This window comes from Nocardia sp. NPDC052001, from assembly GCF_040680615.1.
In the GTDB taxonomy this organism is placed as follows: Bacteria; Actinomycetota; Actinomycetes; order Mycobacteriales; family Mycobacteriaceae; genus Nocardia.
On sequence record NZ_JBFAXC010000005.1, the window covers coordinates 551,449 to 570,962 of the forward strand.

Annotated in this window: 16 protein-coding genes; 6 read left to right on the top strand and 10 right to left on the bottom strand. The window is 66.3% G+C overall.

Going from position 1 to position 19,514, the window contains the following annotated elements:
* Positions 1 to 24: 24 nt before the first annotated feature.
* On the bottom strand, positions 25 to 747 hold the full coding sequence (locus AB0L82_RS26405; RefSeq protein ID WP_364641662.1) for a CPBP family intramembrane glutamic endopeptidase: 723 nt from the start codon (positions 745 to 747) through the stop codon (positions 25 to 27).
* On the bottom strand, positions 744 to 2,513 hold the full coding sequence (locus AB0L82_RS26410; protein ID WP_364641665.1) for an alpha/beta hydrolase: 1,770 nt from the start codon (positions 2,511 to 2,513) through the stop codon (positions 744 to 746). Before AB0L82_RS26410 ends, AB0L82_RS26405 begins: the two co-directional genes overlap by 4 nt.
* Positions 2,514 to 2,657: 144 nt before the next feature.
* Between AB0L82_RS26410 and AB0L82_RS26415 the strand changes: the two genes are divergently transcribed.
* Positions 2,658 to 2,948 (top strand): YiaA/YiaB family inner membrane protein, encoded by a 291-nt coding sequence (locus AB0L82_RS26415; RefSeq protein ID WP_364641668.1) that lies wholly within the window; start codon positions 2,658 to 2,660, stop codon positions 2,946 to 2,948.
* A gap of 100 nt (positions 2,949 to 3,048) precedes the next feature.
* Here the strand turns inward: AB0L82_RS26415 and purL are convergent, their stop codons facing one another.
* Positions 3,049 to 5,343, bottom strand: a complete 2,295-nt coding sequence (gene purL / locus AB0L82_RS26420) for a phosphoribosylformylglycinamidine synthase subunit PurL (protein ID WP_364641671.1) — start codon at positions 5,341 to 5,343, stop codon at positions 3,049 to 3,051.
* A gap of 205 nt (positions 5,344 to 5,548) precedes the next feature.
* On the opposite strand from purL, the gene AB0L82_RS26425 reads away from it, so the two are divergent.
* On the top strand, positions 5,549 to 6,808 hold the full coding sequence (locus AB0L82_RS26425; protein WP_364641674.1) for a glycosyltransferase 87 family protein: 1,260 nt from the start codon (positions 5,549 to 5,551) through the stop codon (positions 6,806 to 6,808).
* 9 nt (positions 6,809 to 6,817) lie between these two features.
* Here the strand turns inward: AB0L82_RS26425 and AB0L82_RS26430 are convergent, their stop codons facing one another.
* Entirely contained in the window at positions 6,818 to 8,125 is a 1,308-nt protein-coding gene (locus AB0L82_RS26430) for a M18 family aminopeptidase (protein WP_364641677.1), read from the bottom strand.
* Between the two features lie 137 nt (positions 8,126 to 8,262).
* Positions 8,263 to 8,847, bottom strand: coding sequence for a MarR family transcriptional regulator (locus tag AB0L82_RS26435; protein WP_364641680.1), 585 nt, complete (start codon positions 8,845 to 8,847; stop codon positions 8,263 to 8,265).
* Here AB0L82_RS26435 and AB0L82_RS26440 point away from each other — a divergent pair.
* Positions 8,744 to 9,832, top strand: a complete 1,089-nt coding sequence (locus tag AB0L82_RS26440) for a substrate-binding domain-containing protein (RefSeq protein WP_364641683.1) — start codon at positions 8,744 to 8,746, stop codon at positions 9,830 to 9,832. The two genes, AB0L82_RS26435 and AB0L82_RS26440, sit on opposite strands and share 104 nt — an antisense overlap.
* Positions 9,833 to 9,919: 87 nt before the next feature.
* Here AB0L82_RS26440 and purQ read toward each other — a convergent pair whose 3' ends face one another.
* Both purQ and purS read right to left on the bottom strand, forming a co-directional pair.
* Entirely contained in the window at positions 9,920 to 10,597 is a 678-nt protein-coding gene (gene purQ, locus AB0L82_RS26445) for a phosphoribosylformylglycinamidine synthase subunit PurQ (protein ID WP_364641686.1), read from the bottom strand.
* On the bottom strand, positions 10,594 to 10,827 hold the full coding sequence (purS, locus tag AB0L82_RS26450) for a phosphoribosylformylglycinamidine synthase subunit PurS (RefSeq protein ID WP_364641689.1): 234 nt from the start codon (positions 10,825 to 10,827) through the stop codon (positions 10,594 to 10,596). Before purS ends, purQ begins: the two co-directional genes overlap by 4 nt.
* A 278-nt stretch (positions 10,828 to 11,105) precedes the next feature.
* Here purS and AB0L82_RS26455 point away from each other — a divergent pair, with 278 nt between their 5' ends.
* Positions 11,106 to 11,750: an MBL fold metallo-hydrolase gene (locus AB0L82_RS26455; protein WP_364641692.1), complete on the top strand. Its 645-nt coding sequence runs from the start codon at positions 11,106 to 11,108 to the stop codon at positions 11,748 to 11,750.
* Between the two features lie 52 nt (positions 11,751 to 11,802).
* On the opposite strand, the gene AB0L82_RS26460 is transcribed toward AB0L82_RS26455, so the two are convergent.
* Positions 11,803 to 13,158, bottom strand: a complete 1,356-nt coding sequence (locus AB0L82_RS26460) for a dipeptidase (protein ID WP_364641695.1) — start codon at positions 13,156 to 13,158, stop codon at positions 11,803 to 11,805.
* A gap of 147 nt (positions 13,159 to 13,305) precedes the next feature.
* On the bottom strand, positions 13,306 to 14,217 hold the full coding sequence (locus AB0L82_RS26465) for a glutaminase (protein WP_364641698.1): 912 nt from the start codon (positions 14,215 to 14,217) through the stop codon (positions 13,306 to 13,308).
* A 67-nt stretch (positions 14,218 to 14,284) separates the two neighbouring features.
* Between AB0L82_RS26465 and AB0L82_RS26470 the strand changes: the two genes are divergently transcribed.
* Positions 14,285 to 15,739 carry a glutamate decarboxylase gene (locus AB0L82_RS26470; RefSeq protein ID WP_364641701.1) on the top strand — a complete coding sequence of 485 codons (1,455 nt, stop codon included), beginning with the start codon at positions 14,285 to 14,287 and terminating at the stop codon, positions 15,737 to 15,739.
* Positions 15,736 to 17,259 (top strand): amino acid permease, encoded by a 1,524-nt coding sequence (locus AB0L82_RS26475; protein WP_364641704.1) that lies wholly within the window; start codon positions 15,736 to 15,738, stop codon positions 17,257 to 17,259. The genes AB0L82_RS26470 and AB0L82_RS26475 overlap by 4 nt, the downstream gene beginning before the upstream one ends.
* A 53-nt stretch (positions 17,260 to 17,312) precedes the next feature.
* Here the strand turns inward: AB0L82_RS26475 and AB0L82_RS26480 are convergent, their stop codons facing one another.
* Positions 17,313 to 19,472 (bottom strand): S9 family peptidase, encoded by a 2,160-nt coding sequence (locus tag AB0L82_RS26480; RefSeq protein WP_364641706.1) that lies wholly within the window; start codon positions 19,470 to 19,472, stop codon positions 17,313 to 17,315.
* Positions 19,473 to 19,514: the final 42 nt, after the last annotated feature.

Below are 19,514 nucleotides of genomic sequence, written 5' to 3' on the forward strand. Positions count from 1 at the left end.
GACCGCCGACACGAATCGCCGCCGTCATCCCGGCGGAGTGGTTGCCGCTCCGGAATCCAGCGCCGCGATGACTCGGCGGGCCGCGAACGGTGCGAGCGCACCGCCGCCGTTGATGGCCAGGTGCAACAGCGCCGGGGCCGTGGCGCTGCCGGTGCGACGGTGGAGGAGATCGAACAGCGCACCGGCCAGCCCGGTGGCGGCCACCGTGCCGAGGATCGGATCGTCGGCGGAGCGTGCCGCGCGAATGTGCGACAGCCCGAAAGTCAGTGCGCCCAGCCATGTTCCGGCCGCACCGAGGCTCCGCTCCAATAGCGGGGTCAGGGTGGCCCGATACACCAGTTCCTCGGCGAATACGGTGCCGCCGGGGATGTGCAGCCCCGCCCATTCGGCGGTGGATACGGCGGGCCCGCGATGGGCGGCCCCGGCCAGTTCCCGGCGAATGCGCGGAATCGCCAGTCCCACACCGTAACCGGCGAGCACCACCCCGCCCGCGGCCGCACCGGCGCGTAATCCGCTCGCCGATATCCAACCCGGCCTGCCCCGGAACGCGAACGCATAGGCCAGCGCGAACCCGGTATTGGCGGCGGTACGGCCGCGCACATCCAGCTCCAGCGCGGGCAGCACCCGATTACTCCACAGCACCGGAAGAGCGACTGCTGCAGCGGTTTTCGCTGCGACGCGCACTCGCGAGCGGACCGCCGCCGCGGGAGCCGCCATGCGGTTGGGGGTCGCCGAGGGTGCGGTCACTTCACCGCTCGCTCGTAATCCTCGGCGAGTTCTATTTGGGTGCGGATCTTTTCGGAGAGTTCGGGGGTCCAGCCGGGTGGGGCGGCGATGGCGGCCCAGCCGTCCAGGACGAGGGAGCCGTAGCGGTGCCCGTGGCCGTCGCTGACGCCCTGGGCGTTGGTGAGGTCGGCCGCCACCTGCCAGAAGGTGACGAACGGCCACCAGCGCATCTGCGAGGACACGTCCGCGCCTCGGGGTTCGGAGAGCCAATCCGGTTGGGAGAAGATGAGATCCGAGGACCACCAGACGATGGGGTCCGAGGGGTGCATGAGATAGGCGATACGGGGATGCCGCCAGTCCGGGGAGGGCTTCTCCAGATCGGCCGCGGTGGCGGCGAATCGGACGGTGAGCCCGTCGGCGTAGATGGGGTCGACTTCCCGCGTTCCCGGATCGCGGCGCGAATTGAACTGCTCCCACAGCCGATTCGAGTTGGGCGGCCCGACCCAGAGCGCGCCGTCGACCTTGGAGCGCAGATCGGCCAAGCCGTCGAAGGCCGATTCGGAGCCCTGCGACCCCAGGCTCTCGCCGTACACGAGGAGTTTGGGTCGCGCCTCCGGCGGCCGCGCGGACCACGCCGCGTACACGGCGTCGAACATCTTGCGCCCCGCCACCGCCACCTTCTCGCGGTCCGCGAGAAAGGACAGCACGCTGGGCAGATACGAGTACTGCGATGCCAGAATCGCGGTGTCACCGCCGTACATGTATTCGATCGCGGCCGCGCTCATCGAGTTCACCCACCCGGTGCCGGTGGTGGTGACGATGACCAGCACCTTGCGGTCGAAGGCCCCGGTGCGCTGCAATTCCGCGACCGCGAGATCCTCCTCGGTGGTGTCCGAACTCGCGGACTGCAATCCCACGTACGCCCGAATCGGCTGGCGCGCGGGCTTTCCGGTGACGGCGCTGATCAGCATGGGATCGGGTCCGTGTGAGACGAACCACCGCCCCTCCGATCCGAGCGTCTCCCATTTCGCCAATGACTGTGGGCTGCCGGACCGTTCGGGCCGGGTCGGCTGCAGGGCATACGGCGTCATCTTGTCGTTGCGCACGCTGAACGCCGAGTTGGCGACCGCGAAGAACGCCCGCGTGGCGACACCGTTGAACAGCGTGATGATCAGCACGAACAGCAGCAGCGCCCCGGTGGCGGGCGCGAGCCTGGGCGGAATCCGCACCCACCGGCTCAATTGCCGTCCGATGAACCGCACGGCTTCCCGCAGTGTCCGGAACACCGCGACCACCAGTGCGCCGACCGCGACGCTCAATCCGCCGGTGCGCAGATAGGCGGCACGCGTGGTGCCCTCCATATTCATCAGCCCGGTGATCTCCCGCTGCCAGTCCGCGGACATGACCAGCATGTACGCGGCGACCAGCACGCAGGTGAGCACCACGGCCACCTTCACCACATACCGCACCCACGCGGGCGGCGTCTCGACCTTGATTCGCGGCCGAATCCACTTGCGGAACAACCACTGCAGCACACATCCGAGCCCGTATCCGGCGGCCGCGTTGAGCCCGGAGATCAACCCCTGGAACAGCCAATCGCGCGGTACCAGCGACGGCGTCAGCGACCACGCGAAGAACAGCGTCGCCACCACCAGCCCGGTGTGATTCAGATCGACGACATCCTCGCCCCGCTTGGCCACCCGCGCGACCCGCCGCCCCCAGCCGCGCCGAGTCAGCACGGCGGCGCGCAGGCGCAGCCGCCTGAGCGTCTCGGCGGGGTCGAACACCCGTCAATTATGGACGGCGCGGTACGGAATCCGTGGATTCACCGCTGTGAGAGCCACCATTCCGGCGGCGTGTTGCTACTACGCACGCCACTCGAGTAGTTGTACGCGTGGCGCGGAAGGGCCGCCTCGACAGACTCGACGACTATGAGCAACCCCAGCGCACAGACCAAGAGCACCATGGCTTTTCTGGCTCAGGCCGTCATCGCCTTCGGAATCAGCTTCACCGCAATGGGTATCGGCATCGCCAATCTTCCCCTGGACTTCTGGCAGCGCGGTTTTCTGCTGATGTCCATGCTGTTCCTGGTGAGCAGCAGTTTCACGCTCGCGAAAGTGGTTCGCGATCAGCATGAGTCGTCGAAGGTGCATCAGCGCATCGATGAGGCTCGGATGGAAAAGCTGATGGCCGAACATGATCCGTTCAAGGTCGTGTCGTGAGTCGCGACCCGGGCGAATACGAAAGCACCCCGCCCGACCCGGTTGTTCGAGGGGTCCGGGTCCGGCGGGGTGCTTCGGTGTTCGCGTTACGCGCGCTGGGTCAGTGTTCGAAGTGGCCGAACAGTGCGGGCAGCGTGCCCTCGAAGGCGGTGCGCAGTTCGGCCAGGGTGATGGTGAACTGGCCCTGCACCTCGACCGCGTCCGAACCCTGATCGACGACGCCGATGCGGGTCCACGGCAGTTCGCGCGCGGTGCACATCTTGGTGAAGCGGGTCTCCTCCGAGCGCGGGACGGCGACCAGCACGCGCCCGGCGGATTCGGAGAACAGCTGCACGAACGGGTCGGTGCCCTCGGGAAGCAGGATGCGGCAACCGGTTTCACCGGCCAGCGCGGCCTCGATGACGGTCTGCGCCAGGCCGCCCTCGGACAGGTCGTGCGCGGCGCTGATCATGCCGTCGCGCGAACCCGCGGTGAGGATTTCGGCGAGCAGCTGCTCACGGGCGAAATCGACCTTGGGCGGAACGCCGCCGAGGTGATCGTGCTCGACCTGCGACCAGATGGAACCGTCCAGCTCGTCACGGGTTTCGCCGAGCAGGATGAGCGTCTCGCCGGGCTCCAGGCCCAGGCCGGTCGGGATGCGGCGGTGCACATCGTCGATGACGCCGAGCACACCGACCACCGGGGTGGGCAGGATGGCGGTCTGGCCGGTCTGGTTGTAGAACGAGACGTTACCGCCGGTGACCGGAATGCCAAGGGCCACACAGCCGTCCGCGAGACCGCGCACGGCCTGCTGGAACTGCCACATGACACCCGGATCCTCGGGGGAACCGAAGTTCAGGCAGTTGGTGACGGCCTTGGGGGTCGCGCCGGTGGTCGCCACATTGCGGAACGCCTCGGCGAGCGCGAGCTGCGCGCCGGTGTACGGGTCCAGCTTGGTGTAGCGGCCCGAGGCGTCGGTGGCCAGCGCGATACCGCGGCCGGACTCCTCGTCGATGCGAATGACACCGGCGTCGGCGTGCTCGGCGAGCACGGTATTGCCGCGCACGTAGCGGTCGTACTGTTCGGTGATCCACTTGCGCGAGCACAGCTGCGGGCTGGCGATCATCTTCAGCAGGGTGGCACGCAGTTCGTCACCGGTCTGCGGGCGGTTCAGCGCCTTGGTGGAATCGGCGATGAGCGCGTCCTGATCGGCGGGGCGCTGCACGGGGCGCTCGTACACCGGTCCGTGGTGGGCGACGGTGCGCGGCGGCACGTCCACGACAACCTCGCCGTGCCAGGTGATCTCGAGGCGCTCACCAGCGGTGACCTCACCGATGACGGTGGCGGTGGTGTCCCATTTCTTGCAGATCGCCATGAAGCGATCCACATTCTCGGGCGCGACCACGGCGCACATGCGCTCCTGCGATTCGCTCGAAAGGATCTCGGCGGGAGACATATTCGCCGCGCGCAGCGGGACCTGATCGAGTTCGATGTGCATACCGCCGGAACCGGCCGCGGCCAGTTCGGAGGTGGCGCAGGACAGGCCCGCGCCGCCCAGGTCCTGAATGCCGACGACGACACCGGAGTGGTAGAGCTCGAGACAGCACTCGATGAGCACCTTCTCGGTGAACGGGTCGCCGACCTGCACGCTCGGGAGTTTCTTACGGCCGGAACCGGATTCGTCACCGGAGAAGGTGTCCGAGGCCAGCACGGACACGCCGCCGATACCGTCGAGGCCGGTGCGCGCGCCGAACAGAATGATCTTGTTGCCCTCACCGGAGGCGAAGGCCAGCTTCAGGTCCTCGACCCGCATGACGCCCGCGCACAGCGCGTTGACGAGCGGATTGCCCTGGTAGGAGGCATCGAACACGGTCTCGCCGCCGACATTCGGCAGGCCGAGCGAATTGCCGTAACCGCCGACGCCGCGCACCACACCGTCGACCACGCGCCGGGTGTCCGGGTGATCGGCCGCACCGAAGCGCAGCTGATCCATCACCGCGATCGGGCGCGCGCCCATGGCCATGATGTCGCGGACGATGCCGCCGACGCCGGTGGCCGCACCCTGATAGGGCTCCACATACGAGGGGTGGTTATGCGATTCCACCTTGAAGGTGACCGCCCAGCCGTCACCGATATCCACCACACCGGCGTTCTCGCCGATGCCCGCGAGCATGCTGGAACGCATCTCCTCGGTGGTGGTCTCGCCGAAGTAGCGCAGGTGCACCTTGGAGGACTTGTACGAGCAGTGCTCGGACCACATCACCGAGTACATGGCGAGCTCGGCATCCGTCGGCCGCCGGCCGAGAATCTCCTTGATACGCGCGTACTCGTCATCCTTGAGGCCGAGTTCCTTATAGGGCTGCGCAGTATCCGGGCTGGCCGCGGCGGCGCTGACGGTATCGACGTGGCTGGTCACGGGGAAACCAGAGTCCTTTCGGCCGGGCATGTCAGAACTGAGAACCGGCATGGCTGGATTTCGGCGAGATACTGGTCAGAGTCTAGTTGCCCGGTTATCAGCCCCTTCGACCACCTGGAGTTGTGCTCGGCAGCACATTTTCCACAAGGCTCGCGCCTTCGGGTGGCGAGGCGGTCAAAGCGAACCTCCCAGCTAGTCTGTCCCGGTGAACGAACGATCCGGGCTTGCGGATCCCGCGGAGAAGCCTGTGCCCTCGAACAAGGACTCGGCATTGACGCAGCAGCAGGTTCGACTGCTGGCCATCGCGGTCGCTTTGTTCGCGGTGTCCGCCATTGTCAGCCTGCTCGCGCACTTCTGGCATGGGTACATCGATTTGCAGGTGTATCGGAACGGTGCGCGGGCGTGGTTGGACGACAAGGATTTGTACGGACCCATGCCGCCCGTCTATGGGCTGGGGTTGCCGTTCACCTATCCGCCGTTGGCCGCGTTGTTCTTCGCGCCGCTGGCGCTCATGCCGCTGCTGCTGTCCGAGTGGGCGGTGCTGATCGTCTCGATTCTTTCCCTGGGCATCACGTTGTGGGTGGTGCTGGATCGGCTGCGCCCGAATCTGGCATGGGTGACGCGGCTGACCATCGTGATCGGCGCGGTGTCCATATTGCAGCTGTCCGAGCCGATTCGGCAGACCTACGGGTTCGGGCAGATCAATCTGGTGCTGATGGCCGCGATCACGCTGGATTGCCTGGCGCGCAAACCGTTCTGGCCGCGCGGCATGCTGATCGGCATCGCGGTCTCGGTGAAGCTGACGCCCGGCGGATATCTGCTGTACTTCCTGCTGCGCAAGGATTGGAAGGGCGCGGCCACGCTGGTGCTGTCCACCATCGGCGCGGTGGCGGTGGGTTTCGCGCTGTTCCCGAGCGATTCGGTGGAGTACTGGTTCCATACGCTCGCCGATACCGGGCGGATCGGACCGCCCTGGTACGCGGGCAATCAGTCGTTGAAGGGCTTCGCCTACCGATTGGGCGTATCGAGTTCGGCGGCAACGCTGATCTGGATCGTGCTCTCGGTGCTGGCCATCGCGCTGGCGGCGATCTGGATGAAGCGGCTCATCTCGGTGGGTGCGAACGCCGCCGCGCTGATGGTGAACGCCGGTGCGGTGCTGCTGGTTTCGCCGGTGTCCTGGTCGCATCACTGGGTGTGGATCGCACCGGTGCTGCTGGTGGTGGCCGATGCGATCGCGAGTGGTCAGCGCAATAAATGGTTCCTGGGCGCGACCGGATTCGCCGTGATCCTGTTCGCGATCGGCCCGCAGTGGCTGCTGCCGCACGATCATGACCGCGAACTCAACTGGGCGTGGTGGCAGCAGATCATCGGCAGCAGCTACGTGCTGTTCACCCTGGCGCTGTTCATCGTCGCCGCGCTGATGTACCACCCGGAGCCGCGCACCCGGAAGGTCGACGCCGCATAGGCCCCGCGCCTAGGGAGTGAGGAACGCCGCCAGCGCCGCCGCGTAGGCGGAAACGTCTGCCGCGCCCATCATTTCGCGCGCCGAGTGCATGGCGAGCTGGGGTGCGCCCACGTCGACGGTGGGCATACCGGTGCGGGCCGCAGTCATCGGGCCGATGGTGGAGCCGCAGGGCAGATCGGCGCGGTGGACATAGCGTTGCAGCGGCACCTCGGCCTGCGCGCAGGCCAGCGCGAACGCGCCCGCACCCGCCGCGTCGGTGGCGTAGCGCAGGTTCTGGTTGACCTTGAGTACCGGTCCGCCGTTCACCTCGATGCGGTGCATGGGTTCGTGCCGGTCCGGATAGTTCGGATGCGTGGCATGCGCCATATCGCCACTGGCGCAGACCGATCCGGCGATGGCGGCCAGATATTCGGCGCGCCCGCCGCCGCGGGTGAGCACGATGCGCTCCAAAACCGTGGGCAGCAGCCCGGATTGGGCCCCGCGATCGGATTGGCTGCCTACCTCTTCGTGATCGAACATGGCCAGCACCGGCACCGCCGCACCGGGTTCGGCGACGGCGGCCAGGAAGGCCCGCAGTCCGGAATAGCAGGTGCCCTGGTTGTCCAGTCGCGGCGCGCTGACCAGATCCAGATCCCGCCCGATGAGCTTGGACGGCACCAGATCATGGGTCATGAGTTCCCAGCCGAGCACCGCACCGGGTTCGATGCCGGAGCGTTCGGCGATGAACGCCATGAACGAGCGCGGTTCCCCGCCGATCCCCCACACCGCGTTCACATGCCGCTGCGGATCCAGCGTCACCCCGCGCCGGTCCTCGGACAGGTGGATGGCCAGCTGCGGCACTCGCAGGATCGGTTCGTCGATGCGAATCAGCCGCTCCCGCACCACATTTCCGTCGCGCACCGAGAGCCGCCCGGAAATGCCGAGGTCGCGGTCCAGCCAGGAGTTGAGCAGCGCCCCGCCGTACGGTTCCAGTCCGACCATCTGCCAGCCCGCGACCGCGGTGTCGGGATGCTGTTTCACCCGCAGGTTCGGGCTGTCGGTATGCGCGCCGACGACCCGGAACGGGGTGGCCTGCCCGGTGCGGAAGCCGCTGGGCGCACCCGGTCCGCCATCGGACCAGGCGACCAGCGAGCCGCCGCGCACCACGTAGTAGCGCCCCGCGCTACTGGAGGGCCAGGGCGCGGATTCCGATAACCGGGTGAAGCCGTGATCGTCGAGTTCGGCGGCGACGGTGCGGCAGACATGGAACGGCGACGGGGAGGCATCGATGAATTCGCACAGTCCGGCGGCGGTCGCGGTGGTCTCGGCAACGGGCATGCCTGCGATCCTAAGCATTGATTATTCAGTTTCCGCCGACGGCCGCCCTATCCGCACGCCCACTCGGTGTGGCGGGCGCGCCGGTGCCACCCGGTCTCCGGATTGGGCTGGGAAATAGCGGATTTCGAGGATGGGCGCTACTGCGGGTACGGCACGTCCGAGACGCGTTCCAGCAGGCGCAGCAGTTCGAGGTAGTCGCCGCCGCCGAGGCGGTTGCGTAGCTCGGATTCGGCGCGCATCTCCTCGGCGCGCACCTCGTCGACCAGTTCGGCGCCGCGGCGGCTGAGTCCGATGAGGATGCGGCGGCGGTCATCGGCGGCGGCGACGCGGAAGATGAGTCCGCGTTCGGCCAGATGGTCGGCGTGCCGGGTGGCGGAGGAGGGCGGGAGTTGCGCGCGGGTGGCCAGTTCGCTCATGGTGATGCCCGTGTCGGACGAGAGATTGGTCAGCATGCACCATTGGTCGGCGGTCAACCGTCTGGCGCACAGTGCGGCGTCGAGGTGACGAAGCCAACTGCGTTCCGCGGCCCGCAGTGCCCCATGCAGAGTGGAAATTCCACCTAGAATTGTCGCCATATTCCCGCCCGTCAAATTCACTTGAACGAGGAGAGGGTATCCGATGACCTCGTTCCGCGGGAGTCCAGAGAACACTATCGAGATCCTGAACATAGTGCCGCAGCAGGGTCCGGCCGGTATCTTCGCGCCCTCCTGCGAGGCGGCCATTTCATTGGCCGTGGAAGAAATCAACAGCGGGACAGGAATTCTCGGGCGGGAATTGCGGGCGACGCACATTGACGGCGGGCGGGAACCGGGGGATGTGGCGCGTGAGGTTTCCGCGCTGCTGGCGACCGGGATGGTGCACGCCATCACCGGCTGGCATACCTCGGCGGTGCGCGGGGCGGTGGCGCGGGTGAGCGCGGGGCGGGTGCCGTATCTGTTCGCCACCGATCACGAGGGCGTGACGGAGTCCCCGGAGGGATTGTTCCTGGTGGGGTCGGATCCGGGCCGGCAGTTGCTGCCCGCGCTGCGCTGGTTGCGGCGTGAGTTCGGGGCGCGGCGCTGGGCGATCATCGGCAATGACTACGTGTGGCCGCGGCGTACGGCCGAGCGGGTGCGGACGGAGTTGGCCGAGCGCGGGACGCTCTCGCTCGAGGAGTTCGTGCCGTTGGAGAAATTCGTCCCGTTCGGCGCGGATTTCGGGGAGTTTCTGACCGATCCGCGACTGGATCGGGCGGACGGGGTGATCGTCCTACTGGTGGGCGCGGATGTGGCGCGCTTTAACCGACAATTCGCCCGAATCGGGCGCGATGAACGGCAATTACGGGTCAGTCCCGCGGTCGATGACAATGTGCTGCTCGCGGGCGGCACGAGCGCCAACCGGAATCTGTATGTGCCGTCGAGCTTCTTCGTGAACGGTCCCGCGAACCGTGAACGCGCCGAACGCTATCGGCGGTTGCACGGTAAGTTCGCGCCGGAGCTCACCAATTTCAGCAATACCGAGTACGAGGCGATTCGCACGCTCTACGCCATGGTCAAGGCCGCCGGATCATTGGATGTGCGACGGCTGCACGAAACGGTGGCGGCGCTGGGAGTACTCGAAACACCCACCGGGACAATAGGTTTCGACGGGAATCAGGTGCTGTTCCCGAGCTACATCGCCCGCGCCGAGGGCGTGCGCTTCCAAGTGCTCGACCGCATCTGCGCCTGACCTGCCCGGGAGCGGGCACGCCCCGGCTCCCGAAACGTCAACGCCCGCACCGTCATCGACGGTACGGGCGTTGTACGGCTATGCGGCCTAGGCCGAGACCAGCGCGTCCAGCACGGACAGGAACATGCCCAGCCCGTCATCGCTCGGACCGGTCAGCGCCTCGGTGGCGTGCTCGGGATGCGGCATCAGGCCGACCACGCGGCCGTTGGCGGAGCTGATGCCCGCGATACCGCGCTGCGAACCGTTCGGATTGTCGCCGGAGTAGCGGAAGACCACGCGGCCCTCACCCTCCAGCTCGTCCAGCACCTGCGCGGCGGCCTGATAGCGGCCCTCACCGGACTTGAGCGGCACCAGGATCTGCGCACCGGGCTCGTACCGGGAGGTCCACGCGGTATTCGCGGCCTCGACGGTCAGCCACTGATCGCGGCAGATAAAGTGCAGGCCCTCATTGCGGGTGAGCACACCCGGCAGCAGTCCGGCCTCGCACAGGATCTGGAAGCCATTGCAGATGCCGAGCGTGGGCAGGCCCTGCCCGGCGGCCTCGATGACCTTCTCCATCACCGGCGCGAACCGGGCGATGGCGCCGGTGCGCAGGTAGTCGCCGTAGGAGAAGCCGCCGGGCACGATGACCGCGTCGACGCCCTTCAGATCGGCGTCGCCGTGCCACAGGCTCACGGCCTCGGCGCCGGCGAGCTTCACCGCGCGCGCGGCATCGACATCGTCGAGGGTGCCCGGGAAGGTGATGACACCGATGCGCGCGGTCACAGCCGCACGACCTTCCAGTCCTCGATGACCGTGTTGGCCAGCAGCGATTCGGCGATCTGCTCGAGCTCGGCCTCGCTCACGTCATCGGCGACCTCGAGCTCGAATCGCTTGCCCTGCCGCACCTCCGAGATGCCCGGGTGGCCCAGGCGGCCCAGCGCCCCGACAATGGCCTGACCCTGCGGATCCAGGATTTCGGCCTTCGGCATCACCTCGACCACGACACGTGCCACGCGTTGCTCCTCAGCTGGTGGGGCGGGCCCGGACGACCGTGTTCCACACAGTGCGGCCGAGCGGGGGTTTCGCAGATCAGACTAGTTGGCGCGCCCATGACGCCCGCCGCCGGGTAGAACCTCCGTGGCCCACGCCACAACAGCCCCCCTCGCAAACCCCCACCACCATCTCGGCGTGAACCCCCACCTGTCATCCCGGCACGCTTTTGGCCGGGATCCACGCCGACAGCACCGCGGGCGCGTGGTGCATGCCCGTGCGCGGGACTACCGTGGCCCTCATGCGCATTGCCCATTTCGGTCATTCCTGCATCCTGGTCGAACTGAACGGCGCGAAGATCCTGTTCGATCCCGGCACCTTCTCGCACGGGTTCGAGGGGATCACCGGGCTGGACGCCATCGCCGTCACACATCAGCATCCCGATCACATCTGCCCGAATCGCATCGAGGCCCTCATCGACGCCAATCCGCAGGCGCGATTGCTGAGCGATCCGCAGACCGCACAGCAGCGCGGCGAGCCGTGGGAAGCGGTGCACGCCGGAAATGTGCTGAAGGTCAAGGACGTCCAGGTCACCGGTGGCGGCGGCAGGCATGCGGTGATCCACCCCGAGATCCCGGTCATCGACAACACCGTCTTCCAACTGGGCACCCCGGACGACCCCGCCCAGCTGGTGCATCCGGGTGATTCGCTGTGGGTGCCACCGACCCCGGTCGGCGTGCTCGCTCTTCCGGCGGTGGCCCCGTGGATGCGGATCAGCGAGGCGGTGGATTACCTGCGCGCGGTAAATCCCCTGACCGCCTTCCCCATTCACTTCGGCATCATCGAACCCGCCGCCCAGGGCATCTATTTCGGCCGCCTCGCCGAAATGGGCCCCGCCAATACCGAATTCAAAGTAATTCAGGCCGAGGACCACGCCGAGTTCTAGTACGCCCGCCCCGATTTTCCGGGGCTTGCGGTTCGATGGTCCCGTATTCGGACTACTTCGCGTAGGACGCCAGGAACAGCGCCTCGGCCAGGGCCATATGTTCGATTTCGGTGGGGTCGACGCTTTCGTTCGGGGCGTGGATCAGGCATTTGGGTTCTTCCACGCCCATGAGCATGATTTCCGCGTCCGGGTAGGTGTCGGCGAAGACATTGCAGAGTGGGATGGAGCCGCCCTGACCGGATGTGGTGGCGGGGCGGCCGTAGGAGGCGGTGAAGGCCGCTTCCATGGCGGTGCGGGCCGGGCCGTGGGTGCTGCCGACGAACGGGGAACCGATGGCCTCGGTCTCGACGGTGACCTTCGCATGCCAGGGGATATTCGATTCCAGGTGCGCGGTAAGGGCTTTGAGCGCCTGCTGGGGATCGGTGCCGGGCGGGATGCGCAGGTTCAGGCGGGCGCGGACCTTGGCCTGGATGGCCGCCGCGGAACCGACCACGGGCGGGACGTCCATGCCCAGCACGGTGAGAGCCGGTCGGGCCCAGAGCATATCGGAGACGGTGCCGTCGCCGAGCAGGTCGACGCCGTCCAGCACGCCCGCGTCGGCGCGGAACGCCTCATCCGAATAGGTTGCGCCATCCCACTTCTGGTCATTGGTGAGCCCGGCGACGGTGGTGTTGCCCTTCGCATCGCGCAGTGTGGACAGCAGGTGGATGAGCGCGCCGAGCGCATCGGGCGCGGCCCCGCCGAACATGCCCGAATGCATTGAGCTGGCCAGTGTTTCGACGGTGACGACCACATTCACATTGCCGCGCAGGGTCTGGGTGAAGGTGGGCACCCCGACCGCGAAATTGCCGCAGTCGCAGATGAGCAGGGTATCCGCGCGCAGCAGGTCGGCGTTCTGCGGCACGAAGGCTTCCAGCCCGCCGGTGCCCTGCTCCTCCGAACCCTCGGCGATCAGGGTCAGGCCGACGGGGAACTCGTCCCCCACCACTTTGCGCAGTGCGCGCAGCGCGGTGAGATGCATGACGATATTGCCCTTGCAATCGGCGCTGCCGCGCCCGTACCAGCGGCCGTTCTTCTCGGTGAGTTCCCAGACCGGGGTCTCCCAGGCGTCATCGCCGAGCGGCGGCTGCACGTCGTAGTGGCAGTACAGCAGGATGGTCGGCGCACCGGCGGGGGCGGGATAGCGTGCGATGACCGCCCTGCTGCCGTCCGGCGTCTCGTGCAGTCCGATATCGGTGAGCCCCTCGGCGGCGAAGGCGTCCGCCACCCACTGCGCCGCCTTATGGCATTCCTCGATCGGGAACTGCCGCTCGTCGTACACGGACCGGTACGAAACGAGTTCGGTGAGATCGGTTTTGGCGCGCGGCATCAAATCCTTGACGGCGGCCCGCAGGGCGTCTTCGGTCATGGCCTCTCCTGTCATCAGTTCCCGGGATCCGGATGTACCGTCTCACCCTTCCAGCCCGAGGCCGGCTCGGCCGCCCCGACCGCGGTCGGCAGCAGGAACAGGGTTATCCACGATATGTATTCGGCGACAGCGGTTTCGTCTATGCCATCAGAACACCGAGAATCCGGTCGCCTGGGCGAAGGCGTTCAATGCGATGCGCCCGGTGACCGAGTTGCCCTTGGAGTCCAGGCCCGGCCCCCAGGCCGCGACCGCGCAGGTGCCGGGCACCACCGCGAGCAGTCCGCCGCCGACGCCGCTCTTGACCGGCAAACCCACCTCATAGGCGAATTCGCCTGCGGCGTCATAGGTTCCGCAGGTTGTCATGAGCGCGGTGATATGCCGGGCGTCCTCGCGGGCGAGCAGCCGGGTGCCGTCGGCGCGCAGTCCGTGCCGGGCGATGAGCAGTCCGGCTTTGGCCAGTTCGGCGCAGGTGATGCTGAACGAGCACTGCCGGAAATAGTGATCGAGGGCGAGTTCGACCGGATTGCGCATATTGCCGAAACTCGCCATCAGATAGGCCATGGCCCGATTGCGCTCCCCGCTGCGCAATTCGGATTCGGCGATGACGCTGTCCACCGACAGCACCGGATTCCCGGTTTCGGCGCGCAGCAGGCTGCGCATGGCCTCGACGGCATCGCCGGTATCTTGCAGCAACTGATCAGCTACCACGATTGCGCCGGGGTTGATATAGGGATTGCGCGGAATCCCCATCTCCACCTCGAGTTCGATGAGGTCATTGAACGGGGTGCCGGACGGTTCCCGCCGTACCCGCCGCCACAGCGCGGTGTCCTTGCGCGCCAGCACCAGCGCGAGCGCGAAAACCTTCGAAATACTCTCGATGGCAAAGGGAACATCGACGTCACCGGCGGTGAACACCGCACCGTGCGTGGTGGCGATGGCAAAGCCGAACTGTTTGGGATCGACATTCGCAAGACCCGGAATGTAGTCGGCGACCGCGCCTTCTCCCACGTGTGGCGCTGTGGTGGACATCACCTGCTCTATGACATTCTGATAGTCCATGCTGCCGAATAGTAACCGCTCAGCTATCTCTCATTGATTACGAAACGGCACCTACCGTGGAGGCGAAATGACCGGAGATCCGGCGTCCGAGGACCTGTTCGCCATGCCAGGCCTGCATCGCGGCGCACCCAAGGCCGGATTCCCGGCGCGCGGGATGTTCCCCCAGGTGGCCTACGAACTCGTCCACGACGAACTCATGCTCGATGGCGTTTCCCGCATGAACCTGGCCACCTTCTGCACCACCTGGGTCGATGACCAGGCGCGGCGGCTGATGAACGAATCCCTCGACAAGAACATCGTCGACAAGGACGAATACCCGCAGACCGCCGAACTCGAACAGCGCTGCGTGCGCATGGTCGCCGACCTCTGGCACTCCCCCGAGGCCATGACCACCCTCGGCACCTCCACCACCGGTTCCAGCGAGGCCGCCATGCTCGGCGGGCTGGCCGCGAAATTCCGCTGGCGCAAGCGCGGTGGCACCGGCATCCCCAACTTCGTCTGCGGTCCGGTGCAGGTGTGCTGGGAGAAATTCGCCCGCTACTTCGACGTGGAGATCCGGCAGATTCCGCTGCGCGGCGACCGGCTCACCATGCATCCGGACGATATCGCCGCCTACTGCGATGCGAACACCATCATGGTGGTGCCCACCTTCGGGCAGACCTTCACCGGCCTGTTCGAGGATGTCGCGGGGATCAGCAGAGCCCTGGACGATCTGGAGGAGAAGACCGGACTCGATATCCCGATTCACGTGGACGCCGCCAGCGGCGGTTTCCTGGCCCCGTTCTGCGCGCCGGAAGTGGTGTGGGACTTCCGGTTACCGCGCGTGAAGTCCATCAACGCCTCGGGCCACAAGACCGGGCTGGCCCCGCTGGGCGCGGGCTGGGCCATCTGGCGCACGCCATCGGATCTGCCCAAAGAACTCATCTTCAATGTCGATTACCTCGGCGGCAGCATGGCCACCTTCAATCTCAACTTCTCCCGGCCGGGCGGCCAGATCATCACCCAGTACTACGAGTTCATTCGTCTGGGCCACACCGGATATGCCAAGGTGCAGTCCGAGATCTACCGTGCCGCACAGCATCTCGCGGCCGGACTGGTCGACACCGGGCTGTTCGAGATGATCCACGATGGCGATCCGCAACGCGGAATCACCGCCGTGTCATGGAAATTGACGGGTGAGCGCAATTTCAACCTCTACGATCTGTCCGATCGGCTGCGCAGTCGCGGCTGGCTGATCGCCGCCTATCCGCTGCCCGCCAATCGCGATGACGAGACCATCATGCGCGCGGTGCTGCGGCACGGTTTCACCCTCGATATGGGTGATCTGCTCATCGCCGATCTGAAGCGCTGCCTCAAGCAGTTGAACGCGCACCCGCTGACCACCTCGCTGACCCGCGAGGAAGCGGGCGGATTCACCCATAACGCCACCGCCGCGGTGTCCTCCAAGGATGCCGCGACGCATCCCACCGAGTCCACATCCACCGCGGCCAAGTCCGCCGGTAAGGGCAAGGGCAAGAAGTGAGCGGCGGCGCGCATCGGGCGAACCCGGTCAAATACCTGACCGTCTCCGCACTCGGATTCACCACCGCCGCATCGATTGTCACCAGTCTGCGCGGGCTTCCCATGATGGCCAAGGAAGAGATGACGATGTTCTTCTACATCGGCTTCTCCACCGTGCTGTTCCTGATTCCGGCCGGACTCGTCGCCGCCGAACTCGGCAGCATGTACGCCGATAAGGCGGGCGGGCTCTACGCCTGGATCAGCGGGGCATTCGGCAAGAAGGTCGGCTTCTGGATCATCTTCCTGTCCTGGATTCAGGTGATCGTGTTCTATCCGACCGGTATGAGCTTCGCCGCCGCCGGTGTCGCCTTCGCCTTCGATCGGCCGGACATCGCCCAAAACCATATCTACGTGGGCATTTTCGCGATCTGCGCCTTCTGGCTGTGCACCGCGGTCGCATTCGTCAGTAATCAGTTCGCACTGAAAGTGACCCGCGCCGGATTCCTGGCGGGCACCGCGCTGCCGGGCATCATCCTGGTCGCGATATTCATCTGGTGGATCGCCACCGGGCACGATATCGGCTGGCAGCACACCACCAATGACGCGGTGACCGTGGCGCACGACGGGCACGACTCGCCCCGGTTCTTCCCGTATATCGCTGGGCTGTCCGGTCTTTCGTTCCTGGCGGGCATTCTGCTGAACTTCGCCGGGGTGGAATCGCAGGGCGTGCACTCCACCGAATTGAAGAATCCGTCCAAGGGGTATCCGGCGGCCATCATGATCGCGGCGGCCGTCGCCTTCGGCATCTTCACCCTGGGCGCGCTCGCGGTGGCGGGCATCGTCGCCTACGACAGGATCGACCTGAATACCGGTGTGTTCGACGCGTTCTCGATCGCGTTCACCGAGATGATCCATTCCACCTGGCCGGTGCGCATTCTGGCCGCGCTGATCGCCTACGGCGCGCTCGCGGGCGTGCTCGCCTGGATCATGGGACCGAGTCGCGGTGTGCTCGCCACCGCACACGACGGCATGCTGCCGCCGGTGCTGCAGAAGGTGAACAACCGTGGCGTACAGGTCAATATCCTGATCATCCAGGGCGTCATCGTGACCGCGCTGTCCTCGATCTACCTGTTCATGGACGATGTCAGCTCGGCGTTCTTCCTGATCTCGGCCATGGCGGTGAGCCTGTACCTGATCATCTACATGGTCATGTACGCCGCCGCCATCCGGCTGCGCTACACCCGGCCGGATCTCCCGCGCGCCTTCAAGATTCCCGGCGGCACCCTCGGCATGTGGATCTTCGCCGGAATCGGTTTCCTGGCGGTGGCTTTCGCGTTCGTGCTGGCGTTCGTACCGCCGTCACAGCTGCCCATCGGCAACAAGGCCAGCTACATCGGATTGGTCGCGGCGGGCGCGGTGATCTTCAGCGCCATCCCGCTGATTATCGAACGCATGAAGAAGCCCTCCTGGGTGCCCTCGGACGCGGTGAAAGCGAAAGCACTGGGCCCCAGCGCCGATCGCTCCCACCTCACCAACGCGTAGCCCTGGAAAGACCGAGGGGGTTCGGGGACCTGGTCCCCGAACCCCCTTGTCGATCAGGCGTCGGCCAGGCCGACAGTATCGAGCAGCCAGGCGTATTCGAAGGCGACTTCCTTCCACTTCTCATAGCGCCCGCTGACACCGCCGTGGCCCGAGGTCATATCGGTCTTGAGCAGCAGCTGCGAATGCCCGGTCTTGACCGCGCGCAGCTTGGCGACCCATTTGGCCGGTTCCACATAGAACACCCGGGTGTCATTGAGACCGGTGGTGGCCAGGATCGCCGGGTAATCCTTGGCCTCGATGTTCTCGTACGGCGCGTAGGTCTTCATGTAGTCGTAGACCTGCTTGTCCGCCAAGGGATTACCCCACTCGTCCCATTCGGTGACGGTCAGCGGCAGCGACGGATCCAGCACCGTGGTGAGCGGATCCACGAACGGCACATTGGTCAGGATGCCGGTGAACAGCTCCGGCGCCATATTCGCCACCGCGCCCATGAGCAGGCCGCCCGCACTGCCGCCGTCGGCCGCCAGCCGATCCGGCGCGGTCACCCCGGTATCCACCAAATGCTGTGCGACGGAGATGAAATCGGTGAAGGTGTTCTTCTTGGTGAGCGTCTTGCCCTCTTCGTACCAGAGCCGTCCCAGCTCACCGCCGCCGCGCACATGCGCCACCGCGAACACCATGCCGCGATCGAGCAGCGACAGCCGCGCCACCGAGAAACCCGGATCGATGGCGGCCTCGTAGGAGCCATATCCGTAGAGCAGCAACGGCTTCGGGCCCGCGGGCGCGTCCTTGCGCTGCACCAGTGAGATCGGCACCCGGGTGCCGTCCGCGGCGACCGCCCAATCCCGCTGCTGCACATAGTCATCGGCGGTGTAGTCGCCGAGCACCACCTGCTCCTTGCGCAGGATCATCTCGCCGGTCTCATGCGTGTAGTCGAACACCTGCACCGGGGTGATGAAGGAGCTGACCCCGATACGCAGCATGGGCTGCTCCCATTCGGGATTGCCGCCCAGTCCGGCGGAGAACAGCGCCAGCTCGAAATCGATATCCTTCAGCTCGCCGAATCCGTCGGAAGTCAACGGCCACACCGCGATTCGCGGCAACGCCTCGCGCCGGTAACTCAGCACCAGCTTGTCGGAGAAGGCATCGATGCCCTCCAGCCGCACATCATCGCGATGCGGGATGAGCAGCGTCATATCGGCGGGATCGTCCAGCGGGGCGACCGCGAGCACGAAGTTCACCGCCTTCACCCCGTCCACCACATCGTTGTGCAGGATGAGCAGCTTGTCCTGCCCGCCGATGACGGCGTGCTCGGTGCCGTATTCGATGCCCTCGCGGCGCGGCAGCACCACCCGGAATTCGCCTTCCGGATTGTCCGACTCCAGGATCCACTCCTCGCTGGTGATCTTGGAGCCGGAACCGATGACCAGATACCGCTTGGAATGACTCGCGCCGACGCCGACCGAGAACGCCTCATCGGGCTCATGGAACACCCGCACGTCGGCCGAGCGGTCGGTGCCGAGCCGATGCCGCCACACGCTGTCGGCGCGCCAGGCGTCGTCGACGGTCTGATAGAAGATGTGCGTGCCGTCCAGCGACCAGGTCGCCCCGGCCGCGATGCCCTCGATCCGCTCGGGCAGCAGCTCCCCGGTGCGCAGATTCTTGATGCGCAGCTCATAGCGCTCATCACCCTCGGTATCGACCGAATAGGCGAGCAGATCACCGGCATCGCTCAGCGAGGACGCCCCGAGCGAGAAGAATTCGTGCCCCTGCGCCAGCTCATTGACATCGAGCAGCACCTCCTCGCCCGGAATCTCGACCCCGGCCGCGAGCTTGGGCGGATTCCAATCGTCCTTGTCCAGGATCGGGCAGCGGCAGGACACCCCGTACTGCTTGCCCTCGAAGGTGCGCGAGTAATACCAGTACCCGCCCATGCGGGTGGGCAGCGACAGATCCGTCTCCTGCGTGCGCGCCTTGATCTCGTCGAAGAGCTTCTCCCGCAGCGGCCGCAACTTCTCGGTCTGTGCGTCGGTGTAGGCGTTCTCCGCCTCCAGGTACGCGATGACCTCGGGATCCTTCTTGTCCCGCAGCCACTCGTACTCGTCGACGAAGACATCGCCGTGGTGCACGCGCTCGGTCGGCACCCGCTTGGCGATCGGCGCCGTCACCGGGCCGGAATTCGTAATCGCGCTACCACTGCTGTCCAGAGCCATGGGCACAACGTTAGTGGTGCGCACCCGGACCGGACCGCCGAC

What these genes read in the sequence shown, in the direction of transcription:
- AB0L82_RS26415 (WP_364641668.1), top strand. Translation starts at nt 2,658, where the DNA reads ATGAGCAACCCCAGCGCACAGACCAAGAGCACCATGGCTTTTCTGGCT.
- AB0L82_RS26440 (WP_364641683.1), top strand. Translation starts at nt 8,744, where the DNA reads ATGACCTCGTTCCGCGGGAGTCCAGAGAACACTATCGAGATCCTGAAC.
- AB0L82_RS26455 (WP_364641692.1), top strand. Translation starts at nt 11,106, where the DNA reads ATGCGCATTGCCCATTTCGGTCATTCCTGCATCCTGGTCGAACTGAAC.
- AB0L82_RS26480 (WP_364641706.1), bottom strand. Translation starts at nt 19,472, where the DNA reads ATGGCTCTGGACAGCAGTGGTAGCGCGATTACGAATTCCGGCCCGGTG.
- AB0L82_RS26430 (WP_364641677.1), bottom strand. Translation starts at nt 8,125, where the DNA reads ATGCCCGTTGCCGAGACCACCGCGACCGCCGCCGGACTGTGCGAATTC.
- AB0L82_RS26460 (WP_364641695.1), bottom strand. Translation starts at nt 13,158, where the DNA reads ATGACCGAAGACGCCCTGCGGGCCGCCGTCAAGGATTTGATGCCGCGC.
- AB0L82_RS26470 (WP_364641701.1), top strand. Translation starts at nt 14,285, where the DNA reads ATGACCGGAGATCCGGCGTCCGAGGACCTGTTCGCCATGCCAGGCCTG.
- AB0L82_RS26435 (WP_364641680.1), bottom strand. Translation starts at nt 8,847, where the DNA reads ATGGCCGCCTCGCAGGAGGGCGCGAAGATACCGGCCGGACCCTGCTGC.
- AB0L82_RS26465 (WP_364641698.1), bottom strand. Translation starts at nt 14,217, where the DNA reads ATGGACTATCAGAATGTCATAGAGCAGGTGATGTCCACCACAGCGCCA.